This window comes from Williamsia sp. CHRR-6 (assembly GCF_018474015.1).
Classification (GTDB): domain Bacteria; phylum Actinomycetota; class Actinomycetes; order Mycobacteriales; family Mycobacteriaceae; genus Williamsia_A.
Genome location: NZ_JAHCSG010000002.1, coordinates 132,867 through 145,891 on the forward strand (window position 1 = coordinate 132,867; position 13,025 = coordinate 145,891).

14 protein-coding genes are annotated in these 13,025 nt (G+C 66.6%); 9 read left to right on the plus strand and 5 right to left on the minus strand.

Annotated elements, in window-relative coordinates:
• Positions 1-32: 32 nt before the first annotated feature.
• Positions 33-1,214: a class I SAM-dependent methyltransferase gene (locus KIK15_RS06555; RefSeq protein WP_214243396.1), complete on the plus strand. Its 1,182-nt coding sequence runs from the start codon at positions 33-35 to the stop codon at positions 1,212-1,214.
• A gap of 40 nt (positions 1,215-1,254) precedes the next feature.
• On the opposite strand, the gene KIK15_RS06560 is transcribed toward KIK15_RS06555, so the two are convergent.
• Positions 1,255-1,716, minus strand: coding sequence for a hypothetical protein (locus KIK15_RS06560; protein WP_214243397.1), 462 nt, complete (start codon positions 1,714-1,716; stop codon positions 1,255-1,257).
• 492 nt (positions 1,717-2,208) lie between these two features.
• On the minus strand, positions 2,209-3,339 hold the full coding sequence (locus KIK15_RS06565) for a citrate synthase 2 (RefSeq protein WP_214243398.1): 1,131 nt from the start codon (positions 3,337-3,339) through the stop codon (positions 2,209-2,211).
• A gap of 143 nt (positions 3,340-3,482) precedes the next feature.
• Here KIK15_RS06565 and pdxH point away from each other — a divergent pair, with 143 nt between their 5' ends.
• The 3 genes from pdxH to KIK15_RS06580 are packed head-to-tail and all read left to right on the plus strand — an operon-like array spanning position 3,483 to position 6,253.
• Positions 3,483-4,160 (plus strand): pyridoxamine 5'-phosphate oxidase, encoded by a 678-nt coding sequence (gene pdxH / locus KIK15_RS06570; protein WP_214243399.1) that lies wholly within the window; start codon positions 3,483-3,485, stop codon positions 4,158-4,160.
• Positions 4,161-4,191: 31 nt separating this feature from the next.
• Positions 4,192-5,460 (plus strand): MFS transporter, encoded by a 1,269-nt coding sequence (locus KIK15_RS06575; protein ID WP_214243400.1) that lies wholly within the window; start codon positions 4,192-4,194, stop codon positions 5,458-5,460.
• Positions 5,461-5,485: 25 nt separating this feature from the next.
• A complete protein-coding gene (locus tag KIK15_RS06580) occupies positions 5,486-6,253 on the plus strand; it encodes a phosphatase PAP2 family protein (RefSeq protein ID WP_214243401.1) in 768 nt (255 codons plus the stop codon).
• Positions 6,254-6,538: 285 nt separating this feature from the next.
• Here KIK15_RS06580 and KIK15_RS06585 read toward each other — a convergent pair whose 3' ends face one another.
• Both KIK15_RS06585 and KIK15_RS06590 read right to left on the minus strand, forming a co-directional pair.
• Positions 6,539-7,414, minus strand: a complete 876-nt coding sequence (locus tag KIK15_RS06585; protein ID WP_307851768.1) for a biotin-dependent carboxyltransferase family protein — start codon at positions 7,412-7,414, stop codon at positions 6,539-6,541.
• Positions 7,408-8,088 carry an allophanate hydrolase subunit 1 gene (locus KIK15_RS06590; protein ID WP_214243402.1) on the minus strand — a complete coding sequence of 227 codons (681 nt, stop codon included), beginning with the start codon at positions 8,086-8,088 and terminating at the stop codon, positions 7,408-7,410. The genes KIK15_RS06585 and KIK15_RS06590 overlap by 7 nt, the downstream gene beginning before the upstream one ends.
• A 48-nt stretch (positions 8,089-8,136) precedes the next feature.
• Between KIK15_RS06590 and KIK15_RS06595 the strand changes: the two genes are divergently transcribed.
• The 5 genes from KIK15_RS06595 (at position 8,137) to KIK15_RS06615 (ending at position 12,485) form a co-directional block, all read left to right on the plus strand.
• Positions 8,137-9,078, plus strand: coding sequence for an aldose 1-epimerase family protein (locus KIK15_RS06595; protein ID WP_214243403.1), 942 nt, complete (start codon positions 8,137-8,139; stop codon positions 9,076-9,078).
• A complete protein-coding gene (locus tag KIK15_RS06600) occupies positions 9,075-10,019 on the plus strand; it encodes a carbohydrate kinase (RefSeq protein WP_214243404.1) in 945 nt (314 codons plus the stop codon). Before KIK15_RS06595 ends, KIK15_RS06600 begins: the two co-directional genes overlap by 4 nt.
• A gap of 70 nt (positions 10,020-10,089) precedes the next feature.
• Positions 10,090-11,409, plus strand: coding sequence for a citrate synthase (locus tag KIK15_RS06605; protein WP_214243405.1), 1,320 nt, complete (start codon positions 10,090-10,092; stop codon positions 11,407-11,409).
• A complete protein-coding gene (locus KIK15_RS06610; RefSeq protein ID WP_214243406.1) occupies positions 11,406-11,765 on the plus strand; it encodes an FKBP-type peptidyl-prolyl cis-trans isomerase in 360 nt (119 codons plus the stop codon). The genes KIK15_RS06605 and KIK15_RS06610 overlap by 4 nt, the downstream gene beginning before the upstream one ends.
• Before the next feature lie 390 nt (positions 11,766-12,155).
• On the plus strand, positions 12,156-12,485 hold the full coding sequence (locus tag KIK15_RS06615; protein WP_214243407.1) for a hypothetical protein: 330 nt from the start codon (positions 12,156-12,158) through the stop codon (positions 12,483-12,485).
• Positions 12,486-12,556: 71 nt separating this feature from the next.
• On the opposite strand, the gene KIK15_RS06620 is transcribed toward KIK15_RS06615, so the two are convergent.
• On the minus strand, positions 12,557-13,009 hold the full coding sequence (locus KIK15_RS06620; RefSeq protein ID WP_214243408.1) for a hypothetical protein: 453 nt from the start codon (positions 13,007-13,009) through the stop codon (positions 12,557-12,559).
• Positions 13,010-13,025 lie beyond the last annotated feature (16 nt).

Genomic DNA, 13,025 nt, shown 5'->3' on the forward strand with positions numbered 1-13,025 from the left:
CGACGATAGTCGCGAAGTGACAGGATGCCCGGGTGGATGTGGAGACTTTTCGTCGCTTGCTGACCCCGACCGGTCAGACTCTGCTGACGCAGGTGAGCGAGCGCGCCGGGGTGGAGTCGGATTATGCGTTGGGTTCACGGCTGCGCCGATACCATGACCCGGCTCTGGTGGCTGCGGCGGTGACGCAGAACCATCTGCGCGGGTTGGCGGTCCGCAAGTTCGGAACCGACGCTGCCCGAATGTATTTCACCCACGATGGGTTGGAACAGGCCACCCGTGGACGGGTGGCGGACTATCGGGCGCAGCGGTTGCGCGCCCTCGGTGCCACCACGGTGGTCGACCTCGGCTGCGGAATCGGAGCCGATCTCGTGGCGTTCGCCCGCGCGGGGATGTCGGTGCGGGGCGTGGACATCGATCCGGTGCGTGCGCAGATCGCCCAGGCCAACCTCGAGGCTCTGGGTCTGAGCGGCACCGTGGAGGCCGGCGACGCGACCAAGGCAGACGTCGCCGACGACGAGGTGGTGTTCTGCGACCCGGCGCGTCGGTCGGCGCGCGGGCGCATCTTCCGTCTCAACGGTCTGGTGCCGTCGTGGGATTTCGTCACCGAGCAGCTCAGCGGACGCGGTCTGGCCAAGGTGATGCCGGGCGTGGCCCACGACGACATCCCCGAAGGGGTACGGGCCGAATGGATTTCCGACGGCGGCGATCTCGTCGAATGCTGCCTGTGGGGCAAGGGCCTGGCCCCGGTCAGTTCGTCGACGGGCGACGGGTTGTTGCGGGCCACCCTGTTGCCGTCGGGGGAGACGATGACCGGCTCAGGGGTGATTCCCGACGACGGACCGGTGGGACGATTCCTCTACGAGCCCGACGACGCGGTGATCCGTGCGGGACTCGTCGCCGACCTGGCCGAGCAGATCGGCGGTTGGCTTCCGGACAAGCAGATCGCATGGATCAGCACCGACGAGCAGGTGGCCACCCCGTTCGCCCACGGGTTCACCGTCGTCGACGAGATCCCGTTTCGCACCAAGCAGATGCGGGTTGCTTTGCAGGAGCGCGACATCGGGCCGTTGACGATCAAGAAGCGCGGTGTGCAGCAGTCGCCGGAGGATGTGATCGCCAAGCTCAAGCTCACCGGTTCGCAGGCGGCGACCGTGGTGCTCACCCGCGTGCAGGGGTCGGGTAAGGCGTTCCTCGTGGAGCCGCACGCCCGCTGACCCACCCGCACACCTGAGTGTGCGGGTGGACCGCTGGGGCCTACTTGGGGAATTCGGCTTCCGCGCTGGGGCAGATGAGCCACGTGCCGCCCACCTTGCGGAAGTAGGTGGTCTCGAACTGCGTCTTCGCCCGTGCCACTGAGCCGCTGACGGTGACTTGGGACGCCGAGATCATCGACGCCTTTATCAGGCTGTCGGTTTCGGCGGACTTGGGTCCGAGGCTGGCTATCGAATCCTTCACGTCCTTCTTGTCTGCGTCACAGACCACCGATACGGCGCGTGTGGTGTCGCGGGCGACGAGTGCGGCGATGAATGTGCCGGACGCCGCGGCCACCTGGTCGCGATCGGAGCGGGGTGTCTTCTTCCCGGATGTCGAGATCACCACGACGACGACGACGGCGACGACGGCGAGCAGTGCGACGGCCGCGAAGATCAGTCCGACGCGCTTGTTCGACGTTGGGCTGTTGGTTTCGGTAGGGCTGTTGGGTGTTGGTGTGGACATCGTGGGCTTTCCGTTCTCGTGTGTACGAGCCGCGCTGTGGTGCGTTGTCCGGATGCCCCGTCCGTGAGCTCGTGCTTGAGACCATCGGTCACACGAGCGAGTCGGGGGATGAGTGAAACCGCTTGCTGCGCTTAGTGAAACTACGCGTTTCGGGGCTCACCCTCCGAAGGCAGATTCGGCGCTGGGGACACAAGGACCAGGCGCCGCCCGACTTCTCGAAGTAGAACGGCGGCCGATCCGGCATGGCTCGGCTGGTGGCACGCGCGCGCCGGGTCCGGGGTATCCGGAGAAGACCGGTCCGTGACCAGGATTCGCCCAGCGGGAACTATGGTCCGCTGGGCGGGAACCTGCTCGCTGGGCCAGGATGGGCCAGTGTGCTCGGGTGACGGGGGGTGGGGGTTCACTCACGGGTCGCCCCAGATCGGTCAGCGCAGCCGGGCGCACTCGCCGTACAGAATTACGACATCTGTTGCCGACTGTACCGGCCGTCGCTCAGCGTGCGATCTGCGCCCAACCGTCGACGTCCTCCGGGCGACGCGGGCCGGGGCCGACGTAGAGCGCTGCCGGCCGCACCAGCTTGCCCAGACGTTTCTGCTCCATGATGTGCGCACACCATCCGGCTGTCCGACCACAGGTGAACATCGCAGGCATCATGTGCGGCGGCACCTCGGCGAAGTCGAGGATGACCGCAGCCCAGAACTCGACGTTGGTCTCGATGGCCCGGTCGGGGCGGCGTTCGCGCAGCTCGGTCAACGCGGCCTGCTCCAACGCTGAGGCCACCTCGAATCGGGGAACGCCCAGCTCTTGGGCCGTGCGGCGCAGCACGCGGGCGCGCGGGTCCTCGGCCCGGTACACCCGGTGCCCGAAGCCCATCAGCTTCTCCTTGCGGTCGAGGATGCCCTTGACCAGGGCGCGGGCGTCACCGTCGCGTTCGACCTCTTCGATCATCGGCAGCACTCGAGCCGGGGCGCCCCCGTGCAGCGGCCCCGACATCGCGCCGATCGCCCCCGACAGCGACGCGGCCACATCGGCACCGGTCGAGGCGATCACGCGGGCGGTGAAGGTGGAGGCGTTCATGCCGTGTTCGGCCGCGCTCACCCAGTAGGCGTCGATGGCCCGGGTGTGCGCCGGATCGGGTTCGCCCTTCCAGCGGGTCATGAAACGCGAAGTGACGGTGTCACATTCGTCGATCACCGACTGCGGCACCGCCGGCTGGTGGATACCTCGGGCCGATTGCGCGACATAGGACAGCGCCATCACCGAGGCGCGTGCGAGGTTGTTGCGGGCGGTGGCGTCGTCGATGTCGAGCAGGGGACGGTAGCCCCAGATGGGTGCCAACATGGCCAATCCGGCCTGAACGTCCACGCGCACATCGCCGGTGTGGATGGGCAGCGGGAAGGGTTCGGCGGGCGGCAGTCCGTCGCCGAAACGGCCGTCGACCAACAACGCCCACACGTCGGAGAACGTCACCCGGTTCTCCACGAGGTCCTCGATGTCGACGCCGCGATAGCGCAGGTTGCCGCCCGCCTTGTCCGGCTCGGCGATCTGGGTGGTGAACGCGGTGACGCCTTCGAGCCCCTCGACGAAGTCGGCGGGCGCGCCGGTGGTTGCTGACTCGGTCATGGTTCGTCGACTCCTTCGTCGGCACACTGCAGTTGTCGTCGGTGCCGCGTCCGCGTGCGCCCGTACCCACGGACTCTAACGCTCGTCCCGCCAGTCCTTACCGGTGAGTACGAATTGCGGACGGGGGCGTACCTTGTAACAACGTGAACGGTGAATCTGTCGACGTCGCGGGCCTGCGGGTGGGGTACGGACGCACTGGGGACGATGATCTCGAGGCCGACTGGTTGACCGGCGACCCACCCTGGTTGGACCTGTTCACCCGGTGGCTGGCCGACGGGGTGTCTGCTGCGATTCCCGAACCCAACGCCATGGTGGTGGCCACCGTGGACGCCGACGGGATGCCCTCGACCCGGACCGTGTTGTGCAAGGGCGTCGACGAGCGCGGGATCGTCTTCTACACCGGCTACGGCTCGGACAAGGGCACCCACCTCGCCGCGCGACCGGTGGCATCGGCCACCTTCCCGTGGATCGCGGTGGAGCGGCAGGTGCACTTTCGGGGGCCGGTGGTGCGAATCAGTCGTGAGGAGACCGCCGCCTACTGGGCCACTCGCCCGCGCGGGTCGCAGCTGGGTGCGCACGCCTCCGATCAGTCCCGACCGATCGCCTCGCGCGCGGAGCTGCTCGCCCAGGCGCAGCGGGTGGCCCAGCGCTTCGGTGGTGAGGACGGCACCGATCCGGTCGAGGTGCCCGAGACGTGGGGAGGCTTCCGCATCGAGCCGACCGTGGTGGAGTTCTGGCAGGGGCGAGCGAACCGGTTGCACAATCGAATTCGCGCCACCCGGAACGATCGGGGCTGGGACATCGGCAGATTCCAGCCGTGACAGCGGCCACGCTCCGGGCGATGGCGTGCTGATGGCGAGCATCTTCGCCGACACCACACCACTACGCAGCCCGCACTTCCGGCGCCTGTGGATCACCCAGATCATCACCGTCATCGGGGCGCAGCTGACTGCGGTCACCGTGCCTGCCCAGCTCTACGAGATCACCGGCAGCTCAGCCTATGTGGGGCTGGCGGGATTGTTCGGTCTGGTGCCGCTGGTGGTGTTCGGGCTGTGGGGCGGGGCGCTGGCAGACGTGTTCGACCGCCGCATGTTGTTGATCGTCTCGACTCTGGGCCTGATCGGTACCAGCGCACTGTTCTGGTTGCAGGCGGCCGCCGGTGTGAACAACGTGTGGTTGATCCTGTGCCTGTTCGCGGTGCAGCAGGCGTTTTTCGCGGTCAACTCGCCCACCCGCTCAGCCATCATCCCCAAAATCGTGGCCACCAAGGATCTGCCTGCGGCGAACTCGTTGAACTTCACCGTCTTTCAGGCTGGCTCGATCGGCGGTCCGTTGGTGGGCGGGATCTTGTTGCCGCAGTTGGGTTATTCGTGGCTGTACCTGGCCGACACCTTGTTCCTGTTCGCCACGCTGTGGGCGGTGGTGTTGCTGCCCTCGCTCAAGCCCGAACCGAGCGCCGACGGCCCCTCGACGGCCGGCTTGCGCTCGGTGATCGACGGATTCCGTTACCTCAGTGGACAACCGGTGCTGCTGATGTCGTTCGTCGTCGACCTGATCGCGATGATCTTCGGCATGCCGCGGGCCTTGTTCCCGCAGATGGCCCACGAGAACTTCGGTGGACCCGACAACGGTGGGTTGGCGTTCGCGTTGCTGTTCGCCGCCATCCCGGCGGGTGCGGTGATCGGTGGGGTGTTCTCCGGCTGGGTGTCGCAGGTGCAGCGGCAGGGATTGGCGGTCATCGTCTGCATCGTCATCTGGGGTGCGTCGGTGGCGGTGGCCGGGTTCGCACTGTTCTTCGCCGACGGCGAGGCGATCCCGGTGCTGCCCATCGTGGTGGTGGCGCTGATGGTCGGTGGTGCCGCCGACATGGCGTCGGCGTCGTTTCGGCAGTCGATGCTGCAGACGGCGGCCAGCGACGATGTGCGCGGCCGCCTGCAGGGGGTGTTCACCGTGGTGGTGGCGGGCGGCCCGCGGATCGCCGACGTGGCCCACGGCGGTGCTGCGGCGGTGGCAGGAGTTGCTGCCACCACCGCCGGCGGTGGCGTGGCCGTGGTGATCTTGACCGTCGTGTCGGCATTCCTCGTCCCCGCCTTCGTACGCTATCGCTTGGTGCAACGCTGAACGCTCAGGCGGAGAGGGGCAGGCGATGAAGGAAACACACGCGCGTGTCGTCGTCTCGGCTCTGCTGCTGCTCGCCGGTGTCGTGGTGTATCTGGTCGCGGTGTGGACCACGCGAGGCCAGACCCTGGACCAGCGCGCCTTCGACGGCATGCTGGGCTCCGATTCGTGGCGAATGGTGTTGCACCGCTTCGGTTTCTATACCGTCACCGATCCTCGACTGTGGGCGGTGGGCGGATCGGCGGTGATCGTCCTGGGTCTGATCGCGCGCCGAGGTGCCTCCATCCTGGCCCTGTTGATCCTGCCCGTCGTCGGGGTGGTGGCGGCGCGACTGCTGCGTACGGTCATCCTGCCGCGTCCCGAGCTGATCGAGATCGTGCGTGCGGGCTTCAACACGTTCCCCAGCGGTCACACCGCCGCGGCGGCGGGCTGTGTGGCTGCAGTGGTGCGTGCCGCGCCCCGGCCGCTGAGTCCGGTGATCGCCATCGGTGGCGCCATGTGGCTCACGGTGGTCGGTCAGGGGTTGATGGAGGTGGGTGCGCATCGACCCAGCGACATCATCGGATCGCTGCTGCTGGTGGGTGCGCTGCTCATCCTGCCGCCGGGCACCCGGTTCGACACCGGGTACCGGCCGCTGTCGGTCCTGGTCGTCATCGGTGTCGGTGCGGTGGGTCCGCTGCTGTGGTGGGCGCACACCGGGCATGCCGTGCTCGCCGTGATCGGGGTGGTGGCGGCCGGGGTCTTCGGTCTGCTGACACTGGGTCCCACCCGCCGATCCGGGTCACGTAGTCGTTGACCCCGACGGCGTCGAACGTGCCGAAATAACGCGTCGACAGTGCCGAAATAACGCGTCGACAGTGCCGAAACAGCGTGTCGAACGTGCCGAAATAACGCGTCGACAGTGCCGAAATAACGCGTCGAACGTGCCGAAATAACGCGTCGACAGTGCCGAAACAGCGTGTCGACAGTGCCGAACAAGGCGAAGTTCGATTTGGACACGGTGGATGCCTTACTTCGGCACGGTGGATGCCTTACTTCGGCACGGTGGACGCCTCGTTTCGGCACGGTGGATGCACCTGTGTCAGGTGTGCAAGCGCACCTCGGTACCGGGCCGTAGTTGGGCGGCGAGGTCGAGCGAACGGGCGGTGAGCACGGCGACCACCGGGTAGCCGCCCGTCACGGGATGATCGGCTAGAAAGATCACGGGTTGTCCGCCCGGAGGCATCTGCACCGACCCCAGCGCGATTCCCTCGGAGGCGACGGTGTCGCTGCCAGGGCGAAGCCGAGGCACGGTGCTGCCGGGGGCGGGGTCGAGCCGCACCCCGATCCGGTCGCTTGCTGCGGCGACCAGCCATCGACCGGCGGTCAGGGCGGCGGGGTCGAGTAGGGCGTCGGCGCGTGGACCGGGCTCACACCGTAGCGACACGGGCGCGTGGAGGGCAGGTGGGGGAGTGGGCGGTGCGACTGTGACGGCAGGCCACGCCCCGGCGTCATCGCCGATCGGGAGCACCACGCCCGCCGTCACCGCCGGCGGGCCCAACCCGGAGAGGGTGTCGGTGGATCGTGACCCCAACACCGGCTGCACACCGATACCGCCGCGCACCGCGAGGTAGCTGCGTACCCCCGATGTAGGCGGGTCGACTGTGATCGAGGAGCCGGCTGGCACCGCGAAACCGGCGCAGTGTCCCATCGGTGTGCCGTCGCGGTGAACCTGAGCCGGGGCGCCGGTCACCACGACGAACACCTCAGCGTTGGCGGTGAATGCCAGTGCGCCCATGGTCATCTCGATGACGGCAGCGCCGATGACGTTGCCCACCAGACGATTGGCCAACGCGAACGCCCCCCGGTCGGCGGCCCCGGATGGTGGTACGCCCAGATGTGCCCGACCCGAACGGCCCAGGTCCTGCACAGTGGTCGACCCGCCCGCTGCGATGATCGTCAGGCTGCGTGTCAACACGGTTCGAATCGCACGGTGCGGCCGGGTCCCAGCAGGGCGGGCGGTTGCGCGGTCACATCCCACAGTGGCTCATCGCCTGTGCGGATCACCCTATGTCCCAACAGGTTCCACCCACCAGGACTCTCCCGCGGGTACACTGCGCTGTAGCCGGCGGCCACCGCAACCGAGCCGGCAGGTACCGACGGGCGCGCGGTGGCACGGCGCCCCAGGCTGCACAGTGCCGCCGCCGCCGAGCCGGTCGGCGGGCTGGTGTCGGGGACCAGATATCCGAATCCGGGTGCGAAACCGACGAATTGGACCCTCCAGGTGAGCTGCGAATGGGCGGAGATCACGTCGTTGACACTGCATCCGATGGCCTGCGCCACCTCCGGTAGGTCGGCTCCTTCATAGGCGACGGCGATGCTCACCGTCTGGCCCACCTCGAACCCGTCCGCGTCCTCGGCGGGTGTGTCACGCAGCGCGCGGCGCACCCCGAGCCGATCGAGCCCAGCCCCACTCTCGGCCTGCACCAGCACGGTCTGTGCTGCCGGGATCACGTCGATCACCGCCGGCAGGGCCCCGGCCGCCATCGCCGCGCGTAGCCGCTGCGCTGCCCGCACCGCGCCACGCCACGGCACCTCGTGATCGCTGAAATCGAGCAGCACTGCGTCGTGTCCGGCCGGGAGTTCACGCATGCCCACAACGCTACGTCCGGCATCGTCGGCGTGTGTCAGACTCGCAAGGTGGCCGAGTACCGGATTACTGCAGGCGATTACAGCGCGATCCTCGTCGGGCGCGGCGCGGCGCTTCGTGAGCTCCGGTTCGGCGACCGCCTGCTGACCGAGACCTGGGAGGTGCCCGAGGGCACCAAACCTCCGATGTCGGCCGGGCTGGTCCTGGCACCGTGGCCCAATCGGGTGGCCGACGGCCGCTTCACCTTCGCCGGGGTCGAGCACCACCTTGAGCTGACTGAACCGGCCCGCGGAAACGCCATCCACGGTTTCGTGCGCACAGTCGACTTCGCCGTCGTCGACGTGGCCACCGACGCCGTCGCGTTCACCGTCGACGTGGGGCGCCACCCGGGCTGGCCGTTCGACCTCACCCTCGGAGTGCACTATCAGCTGGCCGCTGACACCGGCCTCACCGTCACCCTGACCGCCAGCAACGTCGGCGACGGTGCGGCACCGTTCGCGCTGGGACATCACGCCTTCGTGCGCTGCGGCGATGCCCCGATCGACGACTGCCTGGTGCATCTGCCCGCGGCCTCGATGCAGCCCGTGGACGCCCAACGGCAACTGCCCCAGGGTGATCCGGTGTCGGTGGCGGGCACCGAGTTCGACTTTCGCACCCCGCGCGCGCTGGCGGGCACCTGGTTGGACACCCCGCTCACCGACCTGACCGCCACTGACGGTCGCTTTCGGCACCGGGTGAGCGCACCCGATGGCGCGACCACCGAGCTGTGGACCGATCTCAACTTCGGCTGGGTTCAGGTGTTCACCGCCGACCCCGCGAAGGGGCAGGAATTTCCCGGCCGGGGTCGCGCACTGGCCATCGAACCGATGACCGCGCCCCCCGACGCGCTGGCCACCGGTCACGATCTGATCACGATGGAGCCGGGTCAATCATGGACCGGCACATGGGGATTGGTGCAATTCGAGCGATTCGGACCGGAGACGCCCGCGTGAAGGAGGTCGTGGTCTGCGGCGAGGCGCTGGTCGACCTCGTCCTCGATGAGCGCCTCGCCTCGATCGGCTCGCCGCTCCCGCCGCTGGTGCCCGCACTCGGTGGGGGTCCGTTCAACGTCTCGGTGGCGTTGGGCCGACTCGGCTCGGCGGTGTCGTTCTGCTCGCGGGTCTCCACCGACCGATTCGGTGCCGAGATCATCGCCGCCCTGCGTGCGGCCGGTGTGGATCTGTCTGTGCTGCAACGTGATCCCGCCCCAACGTCGTTGGCGTTGGCCTCCATCGGGGCCGGGGGTGCGGCCAGCTACAGCTTCTACGTCGAGGGCACCGCAGACCGTCTGGTCACCGATCCGGGGCCGCTACCGGGAACGGTGGCAGCCCTGTGTTTCGGCACCCTGTCGTTGGTACTCGAACCCGGGGCGTCGGTGTACGAGCAGATGATGCACACCCATCACGCGCACGGTCGGTTGATCATGGTCGACCCCAACATCCGGCCGGTGATGATCGCCGACCCTGACGCCTACCGTGCGCGCCTGACAACCTGGCTCCCGGCGATCGATGTGATCAAGGTCTCCGATGACGACGCGGACTGGTTGGCCCAGGGCCCATACGGATCCACGCCGGCGGATTGGCTGGCGGCCGGGGTGGGCGCGGTGGTGCTCACGCGTGGTGCCGGCGGCTTGTCGGTCACCACCGCCCGCGGCGAGACGACTGTGGCGGCACCGCAGGTGAGCACCGTCGACACGATCGGTGCCGGAGACACCGTGGTGGGCGCGTTGCTGCACTGGCTGGGCGTCCACGACGCGCTGGGGCAACGTCAGATCCGCGATCTCGAACCCGATCTGTGGGGTGCTGCGTTGACCTTCGCGGCGCGTGCGGCGGCGGTGACCGTTTCGCGTGCGGGCGCCGACCCTCCGTGGGCACGCGAGCTCGCCAACAGCTAGGTTGGGCAAAGGCAACAGCACATCTGGATCCGGCCCACCAGGTCATCCAGCCAGTCGAGAAGGGGCCCGCGTGTCCGCCGAAACAGTGTCGAACGGGGCAGATCCCCGTTCCACCACCTTCACCTATCCCGGAGGCGAGCTCGACCTCCCCATCGTCGACGCCACCGAAGGGAGTTCCGGTGTGGCGTTGGGCAAGTTCCTGGCCACCACCGGGATGACCACCTTCGACGGCGGTTTCGTCAACACCGCGTCGACGAAGTCGGCCATCACCTACATCGACGGCGACGCCGGCATCCTGCGATACCGCGGCTATCCGATCGATCAGCTGGCGGAGAAGTCGACGTTCATCGAGGTCAGCTACCTCTTGATCTATGGTGAGCTGCCCACCCCGAGTGAGCTGGCCGAGTTCACCACCAAGATCCAGCGGCACACCCTGCTGCACGAAGACCTCAAGCGATTCTTCGACGGCTTTCCCCGCAACGCGCACCCGATGCCGGTGCTCTCCAGTGCGGTCAACGCTCTCTCGGCGTACTACCAGGATTCGTTGGACCCCAAAGACCCTGCGCAGGTTGAACTCTCGACCATCCGCCTGCTGGCTAAACTGCCCACCATCGCGGCGTATGCGTACAAGAAGTCGGTCGGGCAGCCGTTCCTCTACCCGGACAACTCGCTGAGCCTGGTGGAGAACTTCCTGCGGATGACCTTCGGTTTCCCCGCCGAGCCCTACGACATCGATCCCGAGGTCGCCAAGGCGCTGGACATGCTGTTCATCCTGCACGCCGACCACGAGCAGAACTGTTCGACCTCGACGGTGCGGCTGGTCGGTTCGTCGCAGGCCAACCTGTTCACCTCCATCTCCGGTGGCATCAACGCACTGTGGGGTCCGCTGCACGGCGGGGCCAACCAGGCGGTGCTGGAGATGCTGGACAAGATCAAGGCCGACGGCGGCGACACCAAGTCCTTCATGAACCGGGTGAAGAACAAAGAAGACGGTGTGAAGCTGATGGGCTTCGGGCACCGCGTCTACAAGAACTACGATCCGCGTGCAGCCATCGTCAAGGCGACCGCAGACCGCATCCTGACCACTCTCGGGGTCACCGACGATCTGCTCGACATCGCCAAGGGTCTTGAAGAGGTCGCCCTGAACGACGAGTACTTCATCGAGCGCAAGCTATACCCGAACGTCGACTTCTACACCGGCCTGATCTACCGCGCGATGGGTTTCCCGACGCGTATGTTCACGGTGTTGTTCGCCCTGGGCCGGTTGCCCGGGTGGATTGCGCACTGGCAGGAGATGAACGCCGACCCGACCACCAAGATCGGTCGCCCGCGTCAGATCTACACCGGCTACACCGAACGCAACTTTGTCGACATGGGAGATCGTGGATGAGCAAGCCAGAGGTCGAGTTCCAGGAGGGCCCTGCGCCCACCGAGCTGGTGATCAAGGACGTCATCGTCGGTGACGGTCCTGAGGCGCTGGCGCACGGGATCGTCGACGTGCACTACGTGGGTGTCGAGTTCGAGACCGGCGAGCAGTTCGACTCGTCGTGGGACCGTGGACAATCCGCCAACTTCCCGTTGGACAACCTGATCGCAGGCTGGCAGCAGGGCATCCCCGGCATGAAGGTGGGCGGTCGCCGACAGCTGACCGTTCCGCCCGAGTTGGCCTACGGCCCCAAGGGTTCCGGGCATCGACTGTCTGGCAAGACCCTGGTGTTCGTCATCGACCTGCAGGGTGTCGGCTGAGCCGACGGAGCTGCCTGATCTGACCGTGAGAACGACCCGGTCTGCGAGCCCTGGCGGCTCGGAGATCGGGTCGTTTTCGTACTCGTGCCTGCGCGGCCCCCGTGCAGTGCGGCGTCAGCCGAACGCGCGTGGCGTCCAATTGCGCGGTTTCACAGGTCGATTGACCTGGCGCGGCTGGCGTGCTGGGTAAATCGCCCTTTACCGACATTGCGGTCTTTGTCCGGTGGTGGCCCCTGGTGGTGTGTACGGTTCGCTGCGGGGATTGGTTGGGGGTACGACTGAAAGTGGTTGGCGTGAATCGCGGTCTGCGGTCTGTGTGGTGGTGTGTGTGGGGTTGTCGGTGGGGGTGGGTGTAGCGGGCGCTGATCCGGTGCCGCCGTCTATAACTGCGTGACACGTTTCAAGGATCGGGCGGGCAACTGGAACAATCTACGTGGTTGTGCCGCAGGCCGCTTCGGCCAGCAGCACTACAGAGTCGATCATCATGTCGAGGACCACGCTGTGGAGTTACTTTTGCAAGACTCTGTGCCGGTCCATCAGACCCGGCGAAACCAACCCTCCGGCACCCGCTATTTTTACGCTAAAAAGTTTCATATCGCCGATATCGACATCATCGGTTTCATGGCGGTCACTGATTGGGGTCCGCGCAATATGCTCCCGACAATACGCAGTTTGGTAGAGGCACTTCATATTGTTTTGATCCAACCCATGAAACGGTAACCGAATACTGCCCAGATACAATGCTGTCATACAACGTCAGAAGTGGTCGGTAGTCCGCCGACTCCCCTTAGTCATGTCACATCGACGCGGATCATGGCCTGTGGCGCACAGTAGTTGGTAGGCGGCTGGGCTCCGGGCGGCTGGACGAGCAGCCGGGGACCACTGGTGTATCCACGCTGTCGGCTCCATACTGTGCGCCGCTCGATCACCACCCCGGACATGGTGGGAACCACTGGAGAGAATTCTGGGAGATATCTATCTTGGAAAGCCAGGCCCGGAAATAAATCTGCGACTTGATTTTTCTGTAGCCCCGTAATTGCGACCGCCTCGAATCGATCGGTGACGGTGGACGCGAGGTGAACACCACCAGCGATCGGCGTCATCGTTGCACCCGGAACCGTCGACAACATCTCCTCGGGAACATTGCGAGCGCTGCCCCACTGGCACACCAGCTCGACGCAATCGCCAATGTCAGCGTCCATTCCGGGTGCTTCATTCTCGAGCGCCACCCATACTGTAATCATGAAGGAAGCCTACCCG

Coding starts and splice junctions, on each gene's coding strand:
- KIK15_RS06560 (WP_214243397.1), bottom strand. CDS start 1,716: ATGTCCACACCAACACCCAACAGCCCTACCGAAACCAACAGCCCAACG.
- KIK15_RS06580 (WP_214243401.1), top strand. CDS start 5,486: ATGAAGGAAACACACGCGCGTGTCGTCGTCTCGGCTCTGCTGCTGCTC.
- KIK15_RS06620 (WP_214243408.1), bottom strand. CDS start 13,009: ATGATTACAGTATGGGTGGCGCTCGAGAATGAAGCACCCGGAATGGAC.
- KIK15_RS06575 (WP_214243400.1), top strand. CDS start 4,192: ATGGCGAGCATCTTCGCCGACACCACACCACTACGCAGCCCGCACTTC.
- KIK15_RS06590 (WP_214243402.1), bottom strand. CDS start 8,088: ATGCGTGAACTCCCGGCCGGACACGACGCAGTGCTGCTCGATTTCAGC.
- KIK15_RS06565 (WP_214243398.1), bottom strand. CDS start 3,339: ATGACCGAGTCAGCAACCACCGGCGCGCCCGCCGACTTCGTCGAGGGG.
- KIK15_RS06610 (WP_214243406.1), top strand. CDS start 11,406: ATGAGCAAGCCAGAGGTCGAGTTCCAGGAGGGCCCTGCGCCCACCGAG.